This is a genomic window from Pseudoalteromonas sp. 120-MNA-CIBAN-0494 (assembly GCF_040308885.1).
In the GTDB taxonomy this organism is placed as follows: domain Bacteria; phylum Pseudomonadota; class Gammaproteobacteria; order Enterobacterales; family Alteromonadaceae; genus Pseudoalteromonas; species Pseudoalteromonas nigrifaciens.
The window spans coordinates 187303-210610 of record NZ_JBEOOE010000003.1 but is presented as its reverse complement, the minus strand read 5'-3'; the positions used below and the strand labels follow the sequence as shown (position 1 = coordinate 210610).

Genomic DNA, 23308 nt, shown 5'->3' with positions numbered 1-23308 from the left:
ACGTGTTTGACCTTCTAGGTTAAAGGTTATATTGCTTTAACTAACAATAAAAAACGCCAAAAGCATATATGTGCTTTTGGCGTTTTGTGTTTTAGCTAGTAAAGCTAACTAATGTATATTTAATTACTTAGTAGCCATTCACTCAATAAACGCACGCCAAATCCGGTACCGCCAGCAGATACTTCGTCTTTGCCTTTTTTAGCTAATGCATTGCCGGCTATGTCAATGTGTACCCAGCGAGTGTCACCGGCAAAATGCTCTAAAAAGCTTGCTGCAGTAGTTGCACCTGGGCCACTGGAGCCAACATTGGTTAAATCAGCAATATCCGACTTTAAAGCATCTTTATAACCTAAAGGTAGGCGCCATAAGTTTTCGTTAACCTGTTTACCGGCTAAGGTTAATTGCGTTACTAATTTATCATCTTGTGAAAATACTGCAGCGTATTCATTGCCAACAGCACCTACTTTAGAGCCAGTTAATGTGGCTACATCAATCATTATTTCAGGATTAAAGTGCTTACGCGCATACCACATTGAATCGCTAAGTACCAAGCGGCCCTCTGCGTCGGTATTAAGTATTTCTACACTTAAGCCTTCAGCGGTACGTACTACGTCGCCCGGTGCTACAGCAAATTGCGACACCATGTTAGCGGCCATACCCATCACTGCAACTACGTTTTTATCTGCTTTAGCAAGTGCCATTGCTTTTACAGTACCCAGTACCGCTGCTGCACCTGCCATGTCTGATTTCATTCGTGCAATAGATGCACCTGTTTTAATGCTGTAGCCGCCAGAGTCAAATGTAATACCTTTACCTATTAGGGCAATAGGTGCGTCGTTAGACCCTTTATAATGAGCAACTACAAGGCGAGCGCCTTGTTCGCTACCACGGCCAACAGCTTCAAGCGCTCCCATACCTAGCTCTTTTAATTGTGCAGGCTCAAGTACGCTAATAGTAACGCCAAGAGACTCTAATTCTTTAGCTGCATTGGCAAAGTCGACCGGGGTCATGTGGGTAGCAACTTCAGAAGTTAAGTCGCGGGCTAAAAATACCCCAGCTTGAATGCTTTGCAGTACTTTATATGTTTTTTGTGTTTGCTTAGTATTGGTAACATCAAATGTGTAACTAATGGTTTCTGTGTTGGCTTTTTGCTTATACTTTTCAAAGCGGTGGTCGCGTAAATTAGCGCCGTGAGCAAAGTTAGCTGCTAACTCGGCATTATTATTTAAGCCGGTTACGTCATCAAATATTACACTTGCAGTTGTTACTTTATTGCCAAGTAAGCGAGCATGTATATTGCCACCTAATTTTGCAATACGGGCTTTATCTAGTTCTTTTTGTTTACCCGTACCTACCACTAATATACGATCATATTTACTGTTTTGTGGTGCTATAAGTTCGGCAACACTGGCGTAATCGCCTTTAAAGTTTTCAATGTTTATTACGCGCTGTAAATGCTGTTTTAACTCTTTATTAAGTGCTTTAAATTGTTTGTTTTTTCCATCTTGGCTATAAAATACGACTAATGTTTGTGCATCTTTGTTTATGTTTGATGAGAAAGTAAACTCAGCTGCGTGCGTACTCATACCAGCACAAAGCGCTATAGCTAAGGAAGAGGCTTTAATTATGTTTGTCATTGTTTGACCCAAAAGAATATAAACCCCTGTTTTACCTTATTTTAGCCCAATAGGTTAAGCCCTATACGTTGAATGCGCAATTTCTAGCGATATGTAGCCTTAAAATTTAAACGAGCGCTATTACTTGAGATAAAACTTTAAATAAAATAGAGTATTACACAGCTAAAAGGGTTATTAATTTAAGCCGTTACACTTCCTTAATTGAGAAAATACAGTGCAAGCCAAAGAAATTCGTAACTTTTATATTAACGAAGAGCAATCTGTTTATTTGCTCTCACACCACGATGCTAAAAAGCATAGACAGTGGCTTAATATATGTATTAAAAAACTTACCTTACTTGGTTACGAAAATGTAGAAATGATTGGTTCAGGCGCTTTTGGTTTTGTATTTGCGGGACACGACGATACCGGCTTACCTTGGGTATTTAAGTTTTCGCGTATTACACTAGCGCAAAGTATACGCGACCGCCTAGAAGACGAAGCTTACATGCTATCGCAAATTAACAATCCACTTGTACCTGAATTTTATGCATTTGAACGAATTAAAAAACAAGGCATTTTAATGATGGCTCGCGCCATGGGCGAAGACCTTGAAAAAGTATCGTTGAAAAAAGGCCGAATTGGCGCTGCAAAAATTATGACGCTGGCAGTGCGACTCAGAAACGTGCTGCTCGATCTGCGCAATCATAATACGGGTATAACGGCGCAGCCTATTGTGCATGGCGACATTAAACCTTCAAACTTAGTATGGGACGAAGCCAGTGATGCACTATCGTTAGTGGATTGGGGAAGCTCGGTATACGCGCAAATAGATAGTGACGGTAACCCCATTGCCAGTAATTTTATGGATTTAATGTCGGCAGACCTAAGCACTACTAACGCACGTATGGGCGATGTTTACTTTATTGGTGAAGCACAAATGTCGGGAGAGCAATCATCTCCACGCTTTGATGAGCAAGGCGTAGCGGCAACCTTGTACGCACTTGCTTCTGCACAGTCTTGTCGGTTTGGAGTAGACGTTATTCCGGCCAGCAGTTTAGGGCTACCAATAGAGCTGGCTAAAGTAATTGACGGTATGCTCTCTAAAAATAAACAAGTGAGAAATAGCGCAGGTGATTACTTTATGCGTAACATTACTAGTATGGCGAAAGCGTACCTACCTGAGTTACCTAAAAAAGTAGTTAAAGCCGCGATTCCGTTTTGGTTTAGTTATGACGAAGAGCCCGAAACCGTTGTATACAGTTCACGAAAGCAGTTTTTACGCCAAGCCGATCATAAACAGCAATTGCTTGATGTAAACGATGCCCAATTAGATCGTTACTACAAAGAGTTTTTGTTTGATACCGGAGATACCGAAAAAGCATTTTTAGCTTCAATTAGTCGTTTAGCAAAATATCCTGCCGTAGGCGGATTAAGCTTTCATTGGAAAGATGAGTCACTGTTTGTTGAATCATCGCTAATTTTGTATAACGAAACGTTAGCCGCTGCATTTACCGATGCGGTAAATAACACCGTAATGCTGGCACAAGCAATTAGCCAAAAAGGGCTGTTTAAATGTTGTTTGTTTGACGCACGTAAAACCATTCAGCTAGAGCGCGATAGAACCGGCGCCTTTAAGTTTGAAAGTTTACCAGAACTTGATTTTGAAACGGTGAATGTAAATGCCAGTGATGTTACCCGGCCACATTCTTACTTTGAAGATGGTAAAGATCCCGACGAGCAACTACAACTGCCAAAAAAAGTAATTAAATGTGTGTTTGAGCTAAATCAAATACACCACACTGGCTGCATTATTTTTGAAGCGCTGCCCGATAGGCTCAAAATACATCATTACTACCGGTTGCTCGATGCCAGTAAAGAGGATGAGTTTAGGCGGCTGCTTAATAAGTTGATGCAATACGCAGTTAATATTACCGACGTAGGGGTAGCCGGTTTTATGAAGTTACCTTACAAAAATACTCGTGAGTTTAGTTTGTGCGAGCAGCAGAGCAATCATTACTATCCTAAAAACCCAAAAATGACACTTTAAATATGGCAAATTTACACACTCTGCTGGCATACAATAAACGTTAAATATAAAGTTAGGTGATATGGCTAAATTAAAACCGATAATTACGCTGCAAAGCTACGGTATTTACTCAACATGGGATAACGAGAGTAAAGCATTGCCGCAAATAGAGCAATTTACTACTGAGGTCATCGCTACTCTTGATGTTGAATTTGGTTTGATCATAAATATTAAAAAAGCCAAAGGCGAAAAATTACATTACAGCATTTATCATCCTAATATACCCGATGATGAAGGCGACATAATGCCTCCTTTTTCCGGAGTGGTGTATGTTAAAGACAGCGACTGGCATTTTTATTTAGGTGATACTTTATGGCCACCAATTAATAATAAACTTGGTAATTGGCGCATGACCATAGAGTACAATGGCAAACTTATAGCGGATAAAACATTTAATGTAGCACTGCCTACAGAGCGCTCGGCTGTAGAGTTTTGGCAAGATAGGGGATACAAGCCTCTAAAGTAAAGTTTATATCTTTGTTGCTGTTAACTTATAGGGTATGAGTTAAAAGGCGTAATAAAAAAGCCGGCAATGCCAGCTTTAATAATGAGTGGTTTAACCTTGTGCTTTAGTTGCCCCAAGGATTAGTTGAGCTAACACGCTGTTTACGGGTACGCGCACGTTGCTTAGTCTCTTTTTTCTCCATAATACGCTTTGCATCAGTAAAGCTTAACTCACACGGCTCACCAGGTTTATGATCAGCAGGGATCACGCGATCACGCGGTGGCAGTTCGTATTGCACATCATCAGGACGTGGTAAGTTTTTAAGGCGATACAAATAAAAGTTATCTACTTTTTCTTGTGCCCACTGTGTTTTACGTAAAAATTTAACCGCCGATTTAATATCAGGATTATTTTTAAAGCAATTTAGCTGTAAATAAGCGTATAGGAGTTCCCACCCATATTGTTCAACCAGCTCTTCAACCACTTGTTCTAATTTTACGCCTTGCAGTGGGTTATTACTGAAAAGTTCTTGGTTGCTCATAGGTGTTGCCTCGTTATTAAAATACAAAGTGTATTATAAATTTAATAACGAGGCTTTAACAGTGTAAAAAGCTTAACTTTGGCAATTAACTACAACACGGCCACGAATTTTACCTTTCATAAGCTGCTCGGCGTTATCAATTACTTGTTCAAGCGTTATTTCAGTCGATATTTTATCAAGGTAATCAGCTGCTACTAAAGATGCTAAACGATCCCATGCTTCAATTCGGTCGGCTTTTGGGCGCATTACGCTATCAATGCCTATTAATCGAATGCCACGTAATATAAATGGTGCTACAGAGCCGGGTAAATCCATACCTTGTGCAAGCCCACATGCGGTTACAACACCTCCATATTTTAATGAGGCGCAAATATTAGCTAAAGTATGGCTACCTACTGAGTCTATAGCTGCGGCAAAATGCTCTTTTTGTAGCGGCTTACCTGGGTTTGAAAGCTCATCACGATTAATTACATTTGCTGCTCCTAGCTCTTTTAAATAATCACTTTGCTCCATTCGTCCAGTAGCTGCGGTTACATTGTAGCCAAGCTGATTTAGTAAATATATTGCAAAACTACCTACGCCACCATTGGCACCGGTTACCAGCACTTCGCCTGAATCGGGTGTTATGCCTTGTTTTTCGAGTGCAATTACACTGAGCATAGCGGTGTAACCCGCAGTGCCAACTTGCATAGCTTGTTTAGGTGAAATGCCAGCAGGCAAGGGGATTAACCAATCGCTATTAAGTGCTGCTTTTTGAGCAAGCCCACCCCAGTGTTTTTCGCCTACACCAAACCCATTTAAAATTACCTTATCGCCACTTTTAAATTCATCGCTGGTGGAGTGGCTCACAGTGCCTACTAAATCTATACCCGGCACCATAGGAAAACTGCGTACCACAGGCCCTTTTCCGGTTATTGCTAAGCCATCTTTATAATTTAAAGTGCTGTATAGCACATCAATAGTGACATTTTCATTCGGCAGGTCACTATTCTTAATGCTGCTTAAAGAGGCGCTGTAGTTATTATCATCTTTATTAATAACAATGGCTTTAATTGGGTTACTCATGGGATATCCTTTTAGACCGATCGTCTTTTAATTGGTAAAAAAAACGCATTAGGTTAGTAATGCGCGTAAAAACATTTCTGTATACAAAGTAAGTGGAGTATTAGACTTAGTGAGCTTGGCACGCATAACCGCACCCTCCCAACCAATCCAAAAGTACTCACTCATTAATGGGGTGTTTACACTGTTGGCAATTGTACCTTGCTGCTTTGCTTGGTTTAAACACACCTCTACCAAGTTTTGCCAGCTAGTATAACTTTGCAATAAGCGGGTTTTAAATTCGTCACTTAAGTGATTCAGTTCTTGATTTAAATTGCCTACTAAACAGCCACGCTTATAATCGTACTTCTTCATCCCTTTAATGCCACTTTGGGTAAAGTTGACTATTCGCTCCAGCGGGGGCACGTCACTTTGTTGTAAATAATGATTAAGTTTGGCAATAAAATAACGGTCGTAAGCATCAACAAGGGCAATACCGTACGCTTCTTTACTTTTAAAGTAATGATAAAAAGAGCCTTTAGGTACGGCTGCTTTTTTTAATATGGTATCGAGGCCAGTTGCGCTAAAACCAAACTCGGTTAGTGTTTCTAGGCCTGTGCGAATAAGTAACGCTTTGGTATCTGCGTTTTCTCTGGCTACTTTGGGTGGGCGGCCACGCCTTACTGGAGTTGGTGTGTTTTTGTTCATACAGCATATTAGACCGATCGACTTTAAATAATCAAGCATTAATTGTGTTGTTTATTAAATAAGCTAAATAAAATTTAAAATAATTAAAAAATAGACTAGATTAATTTGGAACTAAGGCTAAATTAGCCGGTCACAATATATACACAACAGTGTAATAAAACGATTTTTTAATCGTGTTTTTAAGTTAGATTAAACCGGTCAATACAGTGCAAGTACGACCACTTACTTTTTAAAAAGCTAATTCATCATTGCATCAGCAGCTTAGTTAAAGTCAAACTAATTAATTGCTTTTATAATTTGAATTAACCTTTTTTATTAGCTATTCATTACATGTAGATTTCACTAATGCTACAAAATATATAAATACAAAGGTGAGGATATTACCGATGAAGAGACAAAAAAGAGATCGTTTAGAGAGAGCACATTCTCAAGGATTTAAAGCAGGTTTAGCAGGTCGCTCTAAAGAGCATTGTCCCTATCAACAAGTTGATCCAAAATCAGAATGGTTAGGTGGTTGGCGCGAAGCAATAGATAATCGTAATATTTATAAAACATAGTATATAACTGAATTTAAGCAAAAATGCCTCCAAGTGGAGGCATTTTTGTATGTGTATTTTAATTATTAACAGTTAATTAAAATGCACTGGTGTCTTGAAATAGACCTACTTTTAAATCTTTCGCTTCGTAGATTACACGGCCATCTACTTCTACCGTGCCATCGGCAACACCCATAAATAATTTGCGTTTAATTACGCGTTTCATTACTAGGCGGTAGGTTACTTTTTTAGCGGTTGGTAAAATTTGGCCGGTAAATTTAACTTCACCCACACCTAGCGCACGGCCAAGACCTGGACCGCCAGACCAACCTAAGTAAAATCCAACTAACTGCCACATAGCGTCTAAACCTAAGCAACCGGGCATTACAGGGTCACCTTTAAAATGGCAGTCGAAAAACCATAAGCTAGGGTCAATATCTAGCTCAGCAACAATTTCGCCTTTACCGTGTATTCCGCCATCGGCAGTAATAGAGGTAATGCGGTCCATCATTAACATATTGTCGCTTGGTAAACGGCAGTTACCTTCACCAAACATTTTACCTTCACCACATAGGATCAAGTCTTCTTTTGTATAGCTATTTTTAGGTTCCATAACACTTATCTTCGCTTATAAATTGCCAACTACTTTAGCGTACACTTGTACGCTGAACAACTCGGATCAGTTAAAAAAGCTAAATTTAGTAGGTTTTTTAATCAATCGATTGGTGTAATTGATTTTAGCCTGATTAAACCGCGCAATTACAATCATAAATCATTATAATTACAGCTGACTTTTAACCTGTTTAAAGGAAATTTATGATCCTTTTTGTTAACTCACTAACAGTGATAGACTTTTCTTACTTGTGTAATAAACGCGGCGCAGTTGGCGAGAGCTGGATTGTTGATTTAACTTTGCATGGCAAACTAAACGATGAGTCTATGGTATTAGACTTTGGCTTAGTTAAAAAGCAAATTAAAGGCATTATAGATGAGTGTATTGATCATCGTTTAGCTGTACCTAATAATCTAAATGGCGTGGTTAGCGAATTTAGCGACCATAAAACATTAGATTGTACATTTGGTGATAACCACCATTTGGCGATGAGTGCTCCACATCAAGCTTATTGTATGATTAACGCAGATGAAGTAACTATTGCATCGGTTACAGATTTTTTAATAGCGACTATTTTGCCACAACTGCCAGATAATATAGAAAAAATTGAGCTGTCATTGAAGCCAGAGCATAATCAAAGCTATTATTACCATTACAGCCATGGCCTTAAAAAGCATGATGGTAATTGCCAACGTATTATTCATGGGCATCGTTCTCAAATTGGTATTAGTTTAGATGGTATTTCTATGCCTCGCCTGCAAAAAGAATGGTCACAAAAGTGGCAAGACATTTATTTAGCCACCGCTGAGGATCAAATTAAGGCAGACGATTTACAGCACGTTAGCGCAAAAGCTGGCGATGTATGTTTTGCATATACTTCAGCGCAAGGCTATTTTGAAATGGCTATTAGCGAATCGCGTTGCGATATTCTACCTAGCGATACCACGGTTGAATGCATTGCAGAATACTTAGCGGGTCAGGTAAAAGCACAATATCCTGAAAAAGCGGTAAAAATAACGGCCTACGAAGGAGTAGGCAAAGGGTCTATTAGCCATGCTTAAAACATTATTAGCAGCCGTGTTAATTTCCTCTACTAGCTTAAGTGCAATGGCACTTGAGCTAAAAGGGCAATTAACTCAAGGCGGTTTAGTAACCGGTAATATTAGCAACGCGCAGTCGGTTAGCTTTAACGACAAAACACTTAAGCTTTCGAGTAAGGGTGATTTTGTATTTGGCTTTGGCCGCGATGCACCAACAAATCACACACTTAAATGGGTTGATAAAGCTGGTGTTGAGCACACTGAAAGCCTAGTAATTACTAAGCGCGACTATCAAATTGATAAAATTACCGGCGTTGCTAAAAAATATGTATCGCCGGCTAAAGAACTCAGCGCACGTATAAGTAAAGAGGCTGCTGCGATTAGAGCTGCGCGCCAAGTTAATTCTGACCTATTGTACTTTTTAGATCCTGTGCTAAAACCTGCACAAGGGCGTATATCTGGGGTGTATGGTAGCCAACGTTATTTTAATGGCGAGCCACGCAGACCACATTTTGGCTTAGATATAGCCAATAAAACGGGGACACCTGTGTATGCACCTATAAGTGGTACAGTGGTGTTTTCGCAGCCGGATATTTATTATTCAGGTGGCACACTTATTTTAGACCATGGCCACGGCGTTACCTCTACTTATATTCATTTAAGTAAGCTTGATGTAAAGCTGGGCGATAAAATTGAGCAAGGTAGTAAAATAGCTGAGATAGGTGCAACAGGGCGGGTAACAGGCCCGCATTTAGATTGGCGTTTTAACTGGCAAGGTGAACGCCTTGATCCGGCCTTATTAATGCAAAACAAATTAGCTAATAAAAAGTAGATACTATGACACAAGTAGAGCGCGATGCTATTATCGCGCAACGTATTAAAGATTCCACCACATCGGTAACTAAAACAGTGTTTCCGGGGCGAACTAATCACCACAACACTTTATTTGGTGGCGACGCTTTAGCTTGGATGGACGAGGTTGCTTTTATAGCGGCAACGCGTTTTTGCCGTAAGCCTTTAGTTACCATTTCATCAGATCGAGTAGACTTTAAAGAAGCTATTCCTGCAGGTACTTTTGCTGAACTTATAGCAAAAGTAGTGCATGTAGGTAATACCAGTTTAAAGGTTGATGTCGATATACTTCTAGAAACTATGCATAATGACAACAAGCATTCTGCTATTAGTGGCAGCTTTACTTTTGTTGCAGTAAATGATGATCACCGACCAACTCCTGTGGTTTGCGATAAAATGATTTATGGTTTTGACAAGTAAACATTAGAATAAAGTATTTTAATGTTATTAAAAATAAGCACTTTAAGTAGTGCTTATTTAAATACCACTAAAGAACACATCATACTAATTAATTGCAAAAGATATAGCTAAACAGCAGAGTCAATTTTAATATAAATTATCAAGGTGGGAGGTCAATAACCTAATCTATTATTAGGTTATCGTTTTACATTACTTAGGTTAAAGCACCATGGCAGCTATCCAGCCAAATATTAATAACGGTATATTAAAGTGAATAAAGGTAGGCACTACTGAATCCCAAATGTGGTCGTGCTGGCCATCAGCATTTAGCCCAGAAGTTGGCCCAAGTGTAGAGTCAGAAGCGGGGGAGCCTGCATCACCTAACGCACCGGCCGTACCCACTAAAGCAGCAGTGGCCATAACCGAAAAGCCCAGCTCTAAACATAAAGGAACAAATAAAGTAGCTATAATTGGTACGGTTGAAAATGAGCTACCTATACCCATGGTAATAAACAATCCAACTAATAAAATAACCGCTGCCGCAATGGGTTTATTCCCAGCAAATAACTCTGCTCCACTGTGTACTAAACTAGCCACATGACCAGTTGCTTGCATAACAGCTGCAAACCCTTGAGCAGAAATCATTATAAAACCAATCATTGCCATCATAGCGACGCCTTTACTAAATACGTCGCCATTATCTTCCCATTTAACGATGCCGAAAACGCTAAAAATCATTACACCCACTAAGCCGCCTAAAATCATTGAACCGCTAGCGTTTTGCGCAATAAGTGAAGCAAGTACAGCAAACAGGCCAACTAACATTACCTTTTTTGGGTTTTCTACCGTGGTTTCTTTACTTTCTATGGTAAGCGGTAGCGCTGCGTAGTCGCGACGTTTTCTGTAACTAAAAAATATTGCAATTAATAAACCTGCAAACATGCCCAAAGCCGGAATTATCATTGCCATAGGAACTTGGGTATTTATTATTTCTAAACCGTTATCCACTAAATTTTTATGGAGTATTGAATATAAGTAAATACCACCAAAGCCATACGGTAGTACCATATAAGAAGTAGCTAAACCAAAAGTTAATATACAAGCTATTGCACGTCTATCCAGCCTAAGTTTATTAAAAATTACCAGCAGCGGTGGAATAAGAATAGGGATAAAGGCGATATGAACCGGCACTAAGTTTTGCGATGAAATGGCGCAGATCATTATTATAAATAAAATAAAATAACTGAGCAGGGTTTCACTGCCACTTTTTTGTGCATTAACTTTAGCTAATAATTTTGCGGCTAAAATACGTGTTAAACCTGACTTAGAAATAGCCACTGCAAAAGCACCTAACATGGCATAACTTAGTGCTATTTCAGCACCTGCCGACAATCCCGAATTAAAGGCGTCTATACTTTCTTTTAAGCCCAAACCAGCGGTTAAACCAGCAACTAGGGCACTTATTATCATTGCAACAATAACATTTACGCGGACCAAGGTAAGCCCAAGCATTAATAAAACGCCTATAACAACCGCATTCATAGATTTCTCTGTTTCGTAGATTTAATTAATTTTATCAGATATTTTGCCTGAGTTTTACGTTCTTTATTAAATGGTTTTTTAGCATAACGTACTTGGTTAAATAACTGACTAAACTCGAGTAATTGTTGCTCAACATGCGGCGCTTGCGATGCTAAGTGTTGTAATTGTTGAGTAGGCGTTAAATGATCGGCTATCTTAAGTTTACGTTTTTTAGCCCAATTTATTAGTTGTTCAAACTCTTTAACCATAGGAGCTAATTTAGTAGCGGGCTTAGGCCAATTTAAATAAACAAAATAACTAACAAAAGTTAGCCCTAAAATAACAATTACAGCCAGCGGTACCAGCCAAATATTTTTGCTGCCAAAAATAGACTTTAAAAAGTCGTTTTGTTTTTCATCATCAAAACCAAGTACCCAGCTAGACCACTTATAATCTAAGTTTTCTAGCTCTAGCCTTAGCCAATTAATAGCTGCAAAGTTACTTAAACTGACCAAACCAAAGTCGAGATTGCTTTTAAACTCATTATTTAATTCATTATTTTGTGAAAGCGATCCTGTAAGCCTATCGGGAGCAACCACCGCTGTGGCATCAAATATTTGCCAGCCTTCATTATCTAAATACACTTCTACCCATGCATGTGCATCATATTGGCGAACAGATAAAGTATTATTATCAGTATTAAGCTCACCACCTAAATAACCACTGACAACTCTTGCCGGTATACCCGCACTTCTAAAAATATAAGCTGCGGCACTGGCATAGTGGCCACAAAACCCACGTTGTTGCTCAAACATAAACTGATCAATAGTATTGTTGCCGCTCATTGGCGTCGGGTTAAGCGTATAACTAAATTTTTTGTCTATAAAGTACTGTAGTAATGCATTGTAAAAATCACGGTCGCTGGTTAAGTTTTGTTTTAAATTATAGGCAAGAGCACTTGCTTTGTTATTGTCGTTATTTACTAAGTGTTTGTAGTGCTTAGTTTGCCACTGTAATAAAGGAGCATTTGTTAGTGCAGAGCTGCTTGCTGTGTATTGCACACTTTTAGCTTGGTAATTTTTTTTACGCAGTAAGCCCAGTGAGTCACTCTCTACGTTATCGTTATTACTGGTTGCAAAGTTGAGCCCATATAACCACTTTTGACTCGAGGGCTCGGCAATAATCGAATAGTCGTATTTTGTTAAACTACTAACTTGTTGCGTTTTAGTTTGAGTTACGCTGTTATGCTTTAATAAATTGGAAGTGAGCCACGCATTTCCGTTAAACTCATCGTGTACTAAGACTCGCCAATACAGGGGAGCTTTAGGTGCTAGATCATTAAATTTAGCTCTAAACACCAGTTCATCTGAATTAGATAACTTGGCAATATCAAACGGATCTATTTGCTCAGACAAACCTGTTTTAGCTAACTTTGGCCCAGGTAGTTGCCAAAATGCCGGCATTTTTGGTAAAAATATTAATAAAAATACCGCCAGCGGTAATGCCAATAATAGTAATTTACCGCTTTGTTTAGATGCGACTTTTAAATTATGTTTTGATTCTAACAAGCCTAGTACGGCAAAATTTAAAATGTACAAACTACTCACTACTAAAGTAGTTAAAATACTTTGGTTAAATAAATAAACCGCCGAAAGCGAAAAAAATGTCAGCGTAGTTATTACATGATAATGCTTTTTAGTTTTCGCCTGTAACAACTTAAATAAGCTTGAAAGCAACAACATAGCCACAAATAAAATAACCGTGTCGCTAAATCCCACACTAAAAAGCATTAACCCTAAAGCAAGTGCTGCTAAAGCGTTAGCCAACCAGGCATTAGGTTTAGTTTTATTACTTATGGTTACATAAAAGTTCCACGCACAAAGTAGCGCTAGTACACTAATAAATACAATTGGTAAGTGAGCAATAAAAAACACGACTAAGCAGCTGTATATAAAACACAGTGAATAATTTATTACTTTTATGTTTTTTATTGCCGTCACTTTGTATAACCATTAAATGTACTAAGTGATTCTAAACAAAGTGTTTTATGTTGCACACCTAGGTTGGTAGCTATTATTTTACTTGGTAGTTTTAGCATAAAGGGGGTGTTATTCTCTGTTGCTTCACATACTAAAAAGCACAGCTGGTTTAAGCGTTGCTCGGTATCGCCATGCATTAAATCAAAATCAAATAATGCATCAGCAGCTTTAAAATCAACAAACTCTTTAACTAATAACTGCTGTGTTTTAGCAAAATGTTTCCAAGAAATTCTTTGCAATCCCATTTCAGGCAAGTGCGGTATTAATGTTTCAAACTCTTCACTACCGAGTTGTTTGGCAATACCGTTTTCGGCTTGCTCGGCTAGACTATTTATCTGAGCGTCACTAAACACCTTTTCAAGTGAAGGGTAAATATAAACACTTGATTGTAGTTGAATGTAGCTCCAAACAGTGATCAAGCCAAAGGGATAATTACTGGCAATTTTTATTCGCTGTAGTGAGTAACATCCGCGTTTGTTATAGGGTAGTGGTAAGCTTAGCGTTTGGGCTGCATTGGTTATTTCATCATGATTAATTTGCGTTTGTTGATCGCCTTGATAAATTAGCATCACAGATTGGCAAATCGAGGGGCTTTGTACAGCAAACTGAACTTGTGGATTTTGTGGTGCAAAGCTCGAAAGTGAATTTTTAAAAGTAACAGTTAAGCCTTTTGCATTGCTGTAACCCAGTAGTACAGCAATAATCATTACCACAAACATTAAATAAGCCATGATCAAAATTAAGTTGTTTTGATAGTTAATCCCCATCACAAAATTTAAAATAGCTACACTAATAAAGTAGCAGCCAAGGGCTGATGGAAAAACATAAATAGTTTTGTGTTCAAGTGTAATTGACTGTTTTAAATGTTTATTTTTTAATAATTTATTAAATATGGCACGTTTAAATGACTTAAATAAAGCAGGGCGCTTAGCTTTTTTATTTGGCATAAATGCTATACCGGAACCATAACAGCTTTTAATATTTGCATAACTTGCGCTTCGCCCGACTCATTGTGTAACCCTAAACGGTGCTGACAAACACTGGCAAAAACTGCTTGCACATCTTCAGGCATAACATAGTCACGACCGTCAATATAAGCCCATGATTTAGCAGCTTTTGCTAATGCCATGCTAGCGCGTGGCGATAACGATGCAGCAAAATTATTACTTTCGCGTGTATAATTTACCAATTCAATAATATAATCAATTACAGGATTACTTAGTATAATATTGCTAATTTCAGTTTGAATTTGAGCTAATTGTTGCTCAGTAATACGTTGTGGTAGCTGGGTGTAGTCACGCTTTTGCATATTTAGTAACAGCCTTTTTTCGGCTTCTTTTGGCGGAAAACCAAGGCTAATACGCATTAAAAAACGATCTAGCTGCGACTCAGGTAAAGGGTAAGTACCTGATTGATGTAATGGATTTTGTGTAGCAATAACAAAAAATGGGGTAGGAAGAGAATACTTTTTACCATCAACAGTAACTTGTTGTTCTTCCATTGCCTCAAGTAAGGCGCTTTGTGTTTTAGGTCCCGCTCTGTTTATTTCGTCTGCTAAAACAACTTGGCTAAAAATAGGCCCTTTATGAAAGCTAAAACTGTGTTCATTACTATTAAATACATTAGTACCTAATATGTCGGCTGGGAGTAAGTCGCTGGTAAATTGTATCCGTTGATACGACAAGCCTAAAACGGCTGCTAAGGCATGCGATAACGTTGTTTTACCCATGCCAGGTAAATCTTCAATTAGTAAATGGCCTTCACTAAATAAGCAGGTGAGCGCGAGCTTTATTTGTTGTTTTTTACCAAAAATAACATTAGATAAATCATCGATAATTGCACTAACAGAACTTTGCATACTAACCTTATTATTATTCAATGAGCTCTAAACGCTTCATTACTGTATCTACTTTTTGTACATTAAACGGTTTTGCTATAACCCCTTTAGCACCAAGTTCCCACGTATTTTCTACATTTTCGAAACTGTTATGGCCAAAGCAAATAACAACATGAATATGCGGATAGCAATTATTTATATAAGTTAAAATATCACTACCTTCAGAGTCAGGTATTTCGACATCTAAAAATATAACCTTTGGGGACTTTTCGCTAAGCAGCGGTTTTGCACAATCAAAATCTTCACACTCAAGAATATCTTCATAACCAAGATCCGTTAAAATTTGGTTTAGATAGTCGCGACTGTTTTTTGTATCATCAATGATTAAAATAGGTTCTAGTGGGTGCACAAATTCCATATGTTGTTACTTCTATTGTTAATACCATTTGAGTACTTTCAATACTAAGCTAACCACCTCATAAGCTCAAGATAGTAACTAAAAAACAGTCATTAATAACTGATTTAAATAATTTTTAGCTACTTTGTCGTTTTATTAAATAACCTCCGCGCATTACTTATCCTTTAATATTGTAAAAATTTACGTTGCAAGTGATTTACGTTTAATTAATAAAAACAAATTAACAATTATGGTGTTTTAACCTACTGATATAATTGACTTATTATTGAAAGGTAACGCGTTGTGAGTTTTTTGTTATTTAAATGGTTGACGTACGAACTTCTTGCTGGGATTATGACCACAAGAAGGGCTTATGCCCATATTGTAATTTAGCACTATATAACTCAAGCCAAACGCAGAGCTTATACAACCAAAGAAGCATATTTATGAAAGCTAAACATGTATTAACACTAACGGCAGCAATAGCAACTTATAGTAGCCAGGTACACAGCAACGATTTTAATTTAGGGTTAGAATTTAAAACAAATCACTTATGGCATGGCTCAATTGTAACGCCAGGCCCAATGGTTGCTGGTGAATTAACTTATAAAACGGCAGATAATAAAATCACCTTAGGTTTATGGGGTGGGACCTCTTTTGATGGTGAGTATCAGGAGTTTACTTATTTTGCTTCTTATAAGTTTTCAGAGCAGCTGTTCATTGAAATTGTTAATCATGGTAACCACTCGTCGATTAATAATGTAGATATTTTTGACTATTCAAGCGATCCGGATAAAACCGGAAACTTTATTGATGTCGGCCTTGGTTACACCTTTGCGGGCGAAATGCCATTATCACTTTACTACTCAGTAATAGTTCAAGGGATAGATACCTATTTAGATGAAAGTTCAGGAAAAAACAAACAAGCTTACACTAACTATCTCGAAGCTAGCATGCCCGTGTGGAAGGGTAATGAATTAGATGAGCAAGTCTCTGTATTTATTGGTGGTGCTTTTTCTTTTTTAGATCAGCAAAACTTTTATGATGATAACGCTAATATAGTTAACTTAGGTTTTACTTACTCCAAGAGCTTACAAATACTAGAGTATAATTTTCCTATATCGGCAACAGCTATGTGGAACCCCGCGCAAAATAAAGGTGCATTACAGGTCGCATTTACGTTTTTATAATTTTTATAGCTGTGGCCATAACTTGCACTTAGCTGTAATAGAAAAAATATGTTGTGAGAAATTAGAAAGCGTTAACTTGATTTCTATTAGTGCAATAACATGAAAATTCGACACTTTTATTAAATGAATGGTATATTTAGAGGGCTAATAACAATTAAATAATTCGTTCAATTAACAAAAATATTTTGCTGTTAATCAATTTTAATAGTCTATTTATTTTGATTTTAAGAGGTTTCAGTGGCCAAGCTATCTAATACAGAAATTAGAAAACTCGATGACGCAGCAAGAGCAGGGTGGTTGTATTATGTTGCAGGTAAAACACAAGACGAAATAGCTAAAAAGCTTAATACCTCACGCCAATCGGCACAAAGAATGGTAGCGCTATCTGTTAGCCAAGGATTAATAAAAGTAAGACTCGATCATCCTATTGCTAAATGTATGGATTTGGCTGAACAAATTAAAACACGTTTTGGTTTGCTCTCTTGTGATGTAGTCCCTAGTGATCCGTCAGAACCTTCATCTACATTAGGTTTGGCACAAGCTGGTGCGGCTGAAATAGAACGCCATTTAAAATCACCACAACCAAAAGTTATTGCAATGGGAACTGGGCGAGTTTTACGCGCATGCGTAGATGAGCTGCGAACACAAGATTGCCAACAACATAAAATAGTTGCCATGTTAGGCAATATGGCATTAGACGGATCAGCATCGCCATACGATGTAGTAGTAAGAATGGCGGAACATATAAATGCCAAACATTACCCTATGCCATTACCAGTTTTGCCACGCACCATTGAGGAAAAGCAGCAACTGCATTCACAGCAGAATGTTGCTAGTAATTTAAAATTAGCCACGAATGCAGATGTTACATTTGTAGGCGTTGGTAATTTAGGATTAAATTCGCCACTTCATAAAGACGGTTTTGTAAGCCTTGACGAACTCCAAGAGTTACAACAGCAAGGTGCTGTAGGAGAAATGATAAGCTGGGTGTTTGATAAAAATGGTAAGTTATTAGATTGTAATGTTAATCAACGAGTAGCAAGTACGCCATTAAAAGTTAATTCAGATAAACAAATTTTTGCCATAGCTGCCGGAGAAGAAAAAGTATTAGCCATTTTAGGTGCGCTAAGATCTAAAATGATTAGTGGGCTTATTACTAACGAATACACGGCCGAGCGTTTACTAAGTATTGAGTAACTTATATTTTAAATGAAAACCTGAAATATAATATTCCATGCATTAGATTACATACATTAGAAAATATTAATTAAATTTAAATGTACCAAACTGAGAATAACTAACTTAGATAAAAACCTCTTTAATGTCCGATACCGTCTAGTATTGGACATTAAAGAGCTAATAAAGAGAGTATGTGGCACTCCTTATTAATACATATATAACAACCTATAATTTATATTATGTTAAATAGGGTTTGCAATAAGCTATTCAGTATAACTATGTGTGTTGTAAGCCTTCTCGTTACGAGATTATTAAGTGTATTTACGTTTTTAAGCAAATTCAATACAGCTACTTTCCTACTACTACGAATACATAACTTTAAATATGGATGCTTTACTTACATGAGCCCTATAAAGCAAGTTTGTTATTTAAACATGTATTTGTATAAAACAACCCCGCTGATAATTTAGCGGTTAAAGTTCTCCTTGTTTATAAATCGCACCTATCTATAACTAACCAGTCTGCAAGTATATTGTTATGCCTTTGCTATATTTTCAATTCAAAGAACGGAATTTTGCTGCTTACTATTTATGTGGCTTCTTATACTCTTTGTATATAAACACTTATGTTGCAATTATTATCTTATCTAGCTTAATAAATCAGGCCCCTTAAAGCATTTCTTTCTTTTGGCTATGCATAATTTCGAATTTAACTTAGGTAATATTCAGCTACTATTTTATACCTACACGTTACTTATAAATCTCTATATGCACATCTTTGCTCTCTTTATTATTTAACTTATATCTATAAATTTACTAGCAGCCTTACTGTGATTTTAACTAAGTGATAATTCAATTAAATTTGCGCCATAACTTACTACATAATTAACGCCTATAAATAAGCTTAAGTCTTTAACCTAGTTAATCGCTTTATTTTATCTTCTATTCCAATAGCTAACTAACATTTCTATTTCAATCCCATGCTGTTTTATTACTCTTTATCAGTTGTAATAGTTTTTTATAAATAAACCTCAAAAAGATCTGCTTTATCACTGTTACACACATGGGTTTTACCTGTATTTACATAGCTAGTTTTACAAAATAACGCTATTAACAGTAATAAATCAGCTGGTTTAGTTCATTTTATAAGCAGGTGCTTTAAATAGCCTATTATGTAGGGTTTTAATTTTCAGTTTTAGTTATATTTGGTTTAATTATTAGTCATTTAAATTATGTTAAATTGTGGTGTGATTATGTTTATCACAGTAATGCGCTTGGTTATTTAACTAAAACTCCCTGCTGATAGTGGTTTTAACTATGAACTTCTAAGTTGTTGAAAGACAGCTGGCATAAAACAGAGTAATGGAAACGCGCTTCCCCATAATGTTTGATTGCTATTTGTAGTATGACTTTTTAAGTATAATTTTTAAGTGTATTTTAATTAGGCTAGTTTTAAAGATTGAAGTGCCCTGCACTGTATATAGTTATTGTTGCGTAATAATGTAATTAAATATGATGGTTAATCCGATAATATTCGCAGTACACTTGCTGTTAACGATAACCTAAAGCGTTAACAACAAGTAGCCACTGGTGATTTAATTAATTTTGCCAAGCTCATCTTTCAGATGTTTTAGTTTAAGCTTTTCTGCTGTAATCTTTTTTTGATACTTACTAACTTTATCACTTTTACCTGCTTGTTTAGCATCTAGCAGATCTTCTTCATATTCAGCAATATCATTGTTAGCATCGTTTATTTTTTCTATTAAATCTTCTTTCAATATTTTTTCGCTGCAATTAGCTTTTGCTGCATGTAATGCTTTTTTCAACCCTTCAATCTTGTACTTATTACCATGTTCCTTAGCTATGGTAAGCTGGCTTTCTATCTCGCAAAACTTTTTTTCACAGCCAGTCAAATCACTACACGCTAATGATGCTGCAACCGGTGTGGATGACAGCATAAATAGAATACCTGCTGTTGTTGGTATTACTTTATATTTTGAAAATATATTAATCATCAGCTTTGTCCAAACATAATAATTATTAAATTATGCGTAATTGTTACAAACAAAAAAGCGCCAAATATAAATTTAGCGCTTTTAGAGTATGGAATTAACAGCTTAAATTAATGCAGTGCCGCAGTAAACGGAATGCTTTCACAAATTTTAGCTTCCGCTATTAGTAGCTCTTCTAGGCGTATGTCTACTTCTTCTTTATCAAAATACTCATACGCTAATTCTACAAATAAGTTTTTATGTTTTTCTTCTGATTCGGCAATCGCAATGTAAAACTCTTTTTCTTTGCCCTCTGGTAACGCTTGCGCCACTAGTGAAAAACGTTCGTGCCCTCTTGCCTCAATAACCCCACCGACTAATAATCGATCCATTAAAAAACCGTCGCGGCCGTGTCTAAATAAAGCACGTATTTGTTTTATATAAGGGTCTTTTTTGTCGTCACCTAAATTTACATCACGTGAAATTAAAATTTTCAGCACTTCTTTAAAATGAATCATTTCTTCAAGTGCTAAGTCTGCCATAGCTGTAACCAGTTTACGTTTATCGGGGTAATGCGACAGCATAGACATGGCCATACCCGATGCTTTTTTTTCGGCTGCGGCGTGGTCTTGTAAAAAAGTATCGAAGTCATCAAGTACAACTTCGGTCCATTCAAATGGAGTGTGGTATTTTAATTCAAACATGCTCTGTACTACTTATAACAAGGTGTAAAATAATGCGCAGATTTTAGCGTATATTAGGTAAAAAATCATGCTCCTAAGCCTGTAAAGTTAAACCTTGTAGCGTAACAGTTTATCTATGCGCCCTTTTGCTGTTGATTCAACTTTTAGCGGATGTTTTATATCGTTCCAGGCAGTAACTTTGCCGCCCATATTCATTTTTTCAAAATCTGTTTTATTACTTTTAATCGCTAAAAAATCACAGAGCATTTTGTAGCTTTGCGGTTTTGCTATATTTATTGATAAAAAGCGTTGCTCTTGGTGTTTAAAATAATTTTTAGCGTCATTGATATGCGTGTTATAACAATGCGTTAAGTAACTATCATCGTTTATATTATCAATTGTTAAATTACTAAATGTATTTAAATAACAATGCTTTATATGAATATTAAAGCCACCATCAGTGCGTGTTAAATTAGTATGCATACGTAATAATAATTGCTTTATTGATGGTAGCCATACGTTAAGCTCACGCTCTAAATAAATAAATTTTGCATCCGGATAATACTTATCGAGGGCTTTATAATCATTAAAAATTGGCGTATCGGCAATTGCATGGGCGTTATCAAAACAATTGTTTGTGTAAGCAGTATGCGCTGTTGGTATACCAAACTCTAAAAAAGCATGGCAAACACTTGTAGTGCCTGTACGCGGTAAACCAATAATAAATATTTTGTTATTCATAATTAAATTTAACTAAAGCGGGTTAATAAAATAACTAAAGCACTTATAAGCATAGTTAAAAATGTAGCTATAACACCAATTTGGCGGTACTTTAGGTTTTTTTCTACTATGCCAAAATTATGAAAAACGCGGCCTATAAGTAGCATTGCACCAAGTGCATGGCAATAATGACTCGCTAACCCCTGATATTCTGCTAAAAAAAGCAAAATAATCGCAAACGGTACATATTCCATAAAATTACCATGGGCACGAATTGCCCGTTGCAACTGTGGATTTTCGCCTTCACCAAGTGATATTTGCGCTGCCCTGCGCACGTTTATTACGTTAAAGCTTAAGTAAATATAGTAAAATGCAAGTAATGCAGCGTATGTTGAAATGATCACAGTATTATCCTAATATTTTTGGCAATAATAACACACAAGTTAACGTTCATTATCAGAAGTTTAGTTTACAACTATGCTAAAGTATTAATAATACTCTTATACAATAAAGCATAAGGATTTTATGTTTGTACCTCGCAAAATAGCCGACAGTTATCGAGAAATGATAAATAGTATTGGCTTTTACCCTTCTTTACTTTCAATTGCATTTTTAACCTTTGCGGTTATTACGATGTCGGTTGAATATATGCCCATTATTGAAAAGCTAAAGTCGTTTATATCTGTAGTATTAGTAGATAGCGCCGAAAATGCGCGAACTGTTTTAAGTACCTTAGCCGGCAGTATTATTTCGTTAACTGTGTTTAGTTTTTCAATGGTAATGGTGGTATTAAACTCAGCCAGTGCCAGTTTATCGCCGCGTGTAGTACCTGGATTAATAACCCGGAAATCTCACCAACTGGTATTAGGTTTTTATTTAGGCAGTATTATTTACTCAGTAATTATGCTCATAAATATTAATAAACTCGAGAATGGCGCCATGGCTATACCGGCACTTGGGGTATTATTTGCGCTTATTTTTGGTTTGATTTCGTTAGGGCTATTTGTATTTTTTATTCACTCTATATCTCGCGCTATTCAAGTAGATAATGTTTTAAATGGTTTATTTAGCCAAACAAAAAGTGAAATTAAAACCATTATTAAAAGTCAGCAAGAAGCGCCGCTTAAAAATCTTCCCGACTTTACTGATTGGCATTCTATAAATAGTCAAACTGAAGGCTACTACAAAGGAGTGCACACTGATAAGCTTTGCGCCTTATTATCTGCAGAAGAAATTGAGCTTTATATCACTGTTAAACAAGGTTATTTTACAGTTAAAGGTTATCCATTTTTAAAGTGTAATAAAGATATTTCAAGTAATGATGAGTTAATTGCTAAAATTTTAAGCTGTTTTATTTTTTATATAGAAGAGTATATTAGCGACCATTATCGTTATGGTTTAACGCAAATATCAGAAATAGCCGTTAAAGCGATGAGCCCAGGCATAAACGATCCGGGTACAGCAGTTAAAGCCATTGATATGTTGAGTATTTTATTAATTAAACGACTTTCAATAAGTGATATTAACTACAGCTTTAAACACAGCAAAGATACGCCATTATTATATATACACGAAACCCGCTTTGATGAATTACTACATGATAATTTTACCCCGCTACGTAATTACGCTAAAGGCGATGCGTACGTAATGACTAATGTGTTAGAAGCATTTAAAAATATTTTATTTGTTGCTCACGAAAATTCAGCGGCGAGGGAAAGTTTATTTAATTATTTAAATGCTATTGTTGATGACATTAACGAGCACGTAACGAATGAGTACGACAGGCAGGAAATTAATAATATGCTTAAATCAATTGCCCGTATTAGTAAGCAACAAGGTGATACATTACTGGCACGTTTTAAGCGCCAGTAA

Annotated in this window: 23 protein-coding genes; 9 read left to right on the top strand and 14 right to left on the bottom strand. The window is 36.8% G+C overall.

Annotated elements, in window-relative coordinates:
- Positions 1 to 119: 119 nt before the first annotated feature.
- Positions 120 to 1637 (bottom strand): leucyl aminopeptidase, encoded by a 1518-nt coding sequence (locus AAEY55_RS04190; protein WP_350550165.1) that lies wholly within the window; start codon positions 1635 to 1637, stop codon positions 120 to 122.
- A gap of 214 nt (positions 1638 to 1851) precedes the next feature.
- Here AAEY55_RS04190 and AAEY55_RS04185 point away from each other — a divergent pair, with 214 nt between their 5' ends.
- Positions 1852 to 3666 carry a protein kinase domain-containing protein gene (locus tag AAEY55_RS04185; protein ID WP_089368268.1) on the top strand — a complete coding sequence of 605 codons (1815 nt, stop codon included), beginning with the start codon at positions 1852 to 1854 and terminating at the stop codon, positions 3664 to 3666.
- Between the two features lie 61 nt (positions 3667 to 3727).
- Positions 3728 to 4171, top strand: a complete 444-nt coding sequence (locus AAEY55_RS04180) for a DUF3859 domain-containing protein (RefSeq protein ID WP_011328166.1) — start codon at positions 3728 to 3730, stop codon at positions 4169 to 4171.
- 103 nt (positions 4172 to 4274) lie between these two features.
- On the opposite strand, the gene AAEY55_RS04175 is transcribed toward AAEY55_RS04180, so the two are convergent.
- From AAEY55_RS04175 to AAEY55_RS04165, 3 genes are all read right to left on the bottom strand, one after another.
- Positions 4275 to 4691 carry a VF530 family DNA-binding protein gene (locus AAEY55_RS04175; RefSeq protein ID WP_011328167.1) on the bottom strand — a complete coding sequence of 139 codons (417 nt, stop codon included), beginning with the start codon at positions 4689 to 4691 and terminating at the stop codon, positions 4275 to 4277.
- A 72-nt stretch (positions 4692 to 4763) separates the two neighbouring features.
- Entirely contained in the window at positions 4764 to 5756 is a 993-nt protein-coding gene (locus AAEY55_RS04170) for an MDR family oxidoreductase (RefSeq protein ID WP_350550162.1), read from the bottom strand.
- 48 nt (positions 5757 to 5804) lie between these two features.
- Positions 5805 to 6440: a TetR/AcrR family transcriptional regulator gene (locus tag AAEY55_RS04165; protein ID WP_350550159.1), complete on the bottom strand. Its 636-nt coding sequence runs from the start codon at positions 6438 to 6440 to the stop codon at positions 5805 to 5807.
- Between the two features lie 386 nt (positions 6441 to 6826).
- Here AAEY55_RS04165 and rmf point away from each other — a divergent pair, with 386 nt between their 5' ends.
- Positions 6827 to 6997 (top strand): ribosome modulation factor, encoded by a 171-nt coding sequence (gene rmf, locus AAEY55_RS04160; protein ID WP_011328170.1) that lies wholly within the window; start codon positions 6827 to 6829, stop codon positions 6995 to 6997.
- A 76-nt stretch (positions 6998 to 7073) separates the two neighbouring features.
- On the opposite strand, the gene fabA is transcribed toward rmf, so the two are convergent.
- Positions 7074 to 7589: a bifunctional 3-hydroxydecanoyl-ACP dehydratase/trans-2-decenoyl-ACP isomerase gene (gene fabA, locus AAEY55_RS04155; RefSeq protein WP_011328171.1), complete on the bottom strand. Its 516-nt coding sequence runs from the start codon at positions 7587 to 7589 to the stop codon at positions 7074 to 7076.
- 203 nt (positions 7590 to 7792) lie between these two features.
- Here fabA and AAEY55_RS04150 point away from each other — a divergent pair, with 203 nt between their 5' ends.
- From AAEY55_RS04150 to AAEY55_RS04140, 3 genes are read left to right on the top strand one after another with little or no spacing between them, the layout of a single operon-like run.
- Positions 7793 to 8650 (top strand): 6-carboxytetrahydropterin synthase, encoded by an 858-nt coding sequence (locus AAEY55_RS04150; RefSeq protein WP_089368270.1) that lies wholly within the window; start codon positions 7793 to 7795, stop codon positions 8648 to 8650.
- Positions 8643 to 9461, top strand: coding sequence for a M23 family metallopeptidase (locus tag AAEY55_RS04145; protein WP_011328174.1), 819 nt, complete (start codon positions 8643 to 8645; stop codon positions 9459 to 9461). The genes AAEY55_RS04150 and AAEY55_RS04145 overlap by 8 nt, the downstream gene beginning before the upstream one ends.
- Before the next feature lie 5 nt (positions 9462 to 9466).
- Positions 9467 to 9901 carry an acyl-CoA thioesterase gene (locus tag AAEY55_RS04140; RefSeq protein ID WP_011328175.1) on the top strand — a complete coding sequence of 145 codons (435 nt, stop codon included), beginning with the start codon at positions 9467 to 9469 and terminating at the stop codon, positions 9899 to 9901.
- A 198-nt stretch (positions 9902 to 10099) separates the two neighbouring features.
- Here AAEY55_RS04140 and AAEY55_RS04135 read toward each other — a convergent pair whose 3' ends face one another.
- The 5 genes from AAEY55_RS04135 to AAEY55_RS04115 are packed head-to-tail and all read right to left on the bottom strand — an operon-like array spanning position 10100 to position 15695.
- Positions 10100 to 11422, bottom strand: coding sequence for a Na+/H+ antiporter family protein (locus AAEY55_RS04135; RefSeq protein WP_041454421.1), 1323 nt, complete (start codon positions 11420 to 11422; stop codon positions 10100 to 10102).
- Positions 11419 to 13401 (bottom strand): DUF3488 and transglutaminase-like domain-containing protein, encoded by a 1983-nt coding sequence (locus AAEY55_RS04130; RefSeq protein ID WP_350550155.1) that lies wholly within the window; start codon positions 13399 to 13401, stop codon positions 11419 to 11421. The genes AAEY55_RS04135 and AAEY55_RS04130 overlap by 4 nt, the downstream gene beginning before the upstream one ends.
- A complete protein-coding gene (locus AAEY55_RS04125) occupies positions 13398 to 14387 on the bottom strand; it encodes a DUF58 domain-containing protein (RefSeq protein ID WP_182676695.1) in 990 nt (329 codons plus the stop codon). Before AAEY55_RS04125 ends, AAEY55_RS04130 begins: the two co-directional genes overlap by 4 nt.
- Before the next feature lie 5 nt (positions 14388 to 14392).
- Positions 14393 to 15298, bottom strand: a complete 906-nt coding sequence (locus AAEY55_RS04120) for a MoxR family ATPase (RefSeq protein WP_182676693.1) — start codon at positions 15296 to 15298, stop codon at positions 14393 to 14395.
- Between the two features lie 13 nt (positions 15299 to 15311).
- Positions 15312 to 15695, bottom strand: coding sequence for a response regulator (locus AAEY55_RS04115; protein WP_086994129.1), 384 nt, complete (start codon positions 15693 to 15695; stop codon positions 15312 to 15314).
- 425 nt (positions 15696 to 16120) lie between these two features.
- Between AAEY55_RS04115 and AAEY55_RS04110 the strand changes: the two genes are divergently transcribed.
- Both AAEY55_RS04110 and AAEY55_RS04105 read left to right on the top strand, forming a co-directional pair.
- Entirely contained in the window at positions 16121 to 16864 is a 744-nt protein-coding gene (locus tag AAEY55_RS04110; RefSeq protein ID WP_197107942.1) for a hypothetical protein, read from the top strand.
- A gap of 237 nt (positions 16865 to 17101) precedes the next feature.
- Entirely contained in the window at positions 17102 to 18061 is a 960-nt protein-coding gene (locus AAEY55_RS04105; RefSeq protein ID WP_086994123.1) for a sugar-binding transcriptional regulator, read from the top strand.
- Between the two features lie 1576 nt (positions 18062 to 19637).
- Here the strand turns inward: AAEY55_RS04105 and AAEY55_RS04100 are convergent.
- The 4 genes from AAEY55_RS04100 to AAEY55_RS04085 all read right to left on the bottom strand — a co-directional run bounded on the left by AAEY55_RS04100 (position 19638) and on the right by AAEY55_RS04085 (position 21840).
- Positions 19638 to 20057 (bottom strand): DUF1090 domain-containing protein, encoded by a 420-nt coding sequence (locus AAEY55_RS04100; protein ID WP_306288022.1) that lies wholly within the window; start codon positions 20055 to 20057, stop codon positions 19638 to 19640.
- 107 nt (positions 20058 to 20164) lie between these two features.
- Positions 20165 to 20737, bottom strand: a complete 573-nt coding sequence (locus tag AAEY55_RS04095) for a tRNA-(ms[2]io[6]A)-hydroxylase (protein WP_011328238.1) — start codon at positions 20735 to 20737, stop codon at positions 20165 to 20167.
- Between the two features lie 87 nt (positions 20738 to 20824).
- The gene (locus AAEY55_RS04090; RefSeq protein ID WP_086996941.1) at positions 20825 to 21457 is read right to left on the bottom strand and encodes a sulfotransferase; all 633 of its coding nucleotides are present in this window, start codon (positions 21455 to 21457) and stop codon (positions 20825 to 20827) included.
- Between the two features lie 8 nt (positions 21458 to 21465).
- Positions 21466 to 21840 carry an MAPEG family protein gene (locus AAEY55_RS04085; RefSeq protein WP_011328240.1) on the bottom strand — a complete coding sequence of 125 codons (375 nt, stop codon included), beginning with the start codon at positions 21838 to 21840 and terminating at the stop codon, positions 21466 to 21468.
- A gap of 121 nt (positions 21841 to 21961) precedes the next feature.
- On the opposite strand from AAEY55_RS04085, the gene AAEY55_RS04080 reads away from it, so the two are divergent.
- Positions 21962 to 23308, top strand: a complete 1347-nt coding sequence (locus AAEY55_RS04080) for a DUF2254 domain-containing protein (protein ID WP_350550148.1) — start codon at positions 21962 to 21964, stop codon at positions 23306 to 23308.

Bases quoted from the DNA above. Each gene is read 5' to 3' on its own strand.
- AAEY55_RS04190 (WP_350550165.1), bottom strand. From the start codon at position 1,637: ATGACAAACATAATTAAAGCCTCTTCCTTAGCTATAGCGCTTTGTGCT.
- AAEY55_RS04180 (WP_011328166.1), top strand. From the start codon at position 3,728: ATGGCTAAATTAAAACCGATAATTACGCTGCAAAGCTACGGTATTTAC.
- AAEY55_RS04175 (WP_011328167.1), bottom strand. From the start codon at position 4,691: ATGAGCAACCAAGAACTTTTCAGTAATAACCCACTGCAAGGCGTAAAA.
- AAEY55_RS04170 (WP_350550162.1), bottom strand. From the start codon at position 5,756: ATGAGTAACCCAATTAAAGCCATTGTTATTAATAAAGATGATAATAAC.
- AAEY55_RS04165 (WP_350550159.1), bottom strand. From the start codon at position 6,440: ATGAACAAAAACACACCAACTCCAGTAAGGCGTGGCCGCCCACCCAAA.
- rmf (WP_011328170.1), top strand. From the start codon at position 6,827: ATGAAGAGACAAAAAAGAGATCGTTTAGAGAGAGCACATTCTCAAGGA.
- fabA (WP_011328171.1), bottom strand. From the start codon at position 7,589: ATGGAACCTAAAAATAGCTATACAAAAGAAGACTTGATCCTATGTGGT.
- AAEY55_RS04150 (WP_089368270.1), top strand. From the start codon at position 7,793: ATGATCCTTTTTGTTAACTCACTAACAGTGATAGACTTTTCTTACTTG.
- AAEY55_RS04145 (WP_011328174.1), top strand. From the start codon at position 8,643: ATGCTTAAAACATTATTAGCAGCCGTGTTAATTTCCTCTACTAGCTTA.
- AAEY55_RS04140 (WP_011328175.1), top strand. From the start codon at position 9,467: ATGACACAAGTAGAGCGCGATGCTATTATCGCGCAACGTATTAAAGAT.
- AAEY55_RS04135 (WP_041454421.1), bottom strand. From the start codon at position 11,422: ATGAATGCGGTTGTTATAGGCGTTTTATTAATGCTTGGGCTTACCTTG.
- AAEY55_RS04125 (WP_182676695.1), bottom strand. From the start codon at position 14,387: ATGCCAAATAAAAAAGCTAAGCGCCCTGCTTTATTTAAGTCATTTAAA.
- AAEY55_RS04120 (WP_182676693.1), bottom strand. From the start codon at position 15,298: ATGCAAAGTTCTGTTAGTGCAATTATCGATGATTTATCTAATGTTATT.
- AAEY55_RS04115 (WP_086994129.1), bottom strand. From the start codon at position 15,695: ATGGAATTTGTGCACCCACTAGAACCTATTTTAATCATTGATGATACA.
- AAEY55_RS04110 (WP_197107942.1), top strand. From the start codon at position 16,121: ATGAAAGCTAAACATGTATTAACACTAACGGCAGCAATAGCAACTTAT.
- AAEY55_RS04100 (WP_306288022.1), bottom strand. From the start codon at position 20,057: ATGATTAATATATTTTCAAAATATAAAGTAATACCAACAACAGCAGGT.
- AAEY55_RS04095 (WP_011328238.1), bottom strand. From the start codon at position 20,737: ATGTTTGAATTAAAATACCACACTCCATTTGAATGGACCGAAGTTGTA.
- AAEY55_RS04090 (WP_086996941.1), bottom strand. From the start codon at position 21,457: ATGAATAACAAAATATTTATTATTGGTTTACCGCGTACAGGCACTACA.
- AAEY55_RS04080 (WP_350550148.1), top strand. From the start codon at position 21,962: ATGTTTGTACCTCGCAAAATAGCCGACAGTTATCGAGAAATGATAAAT.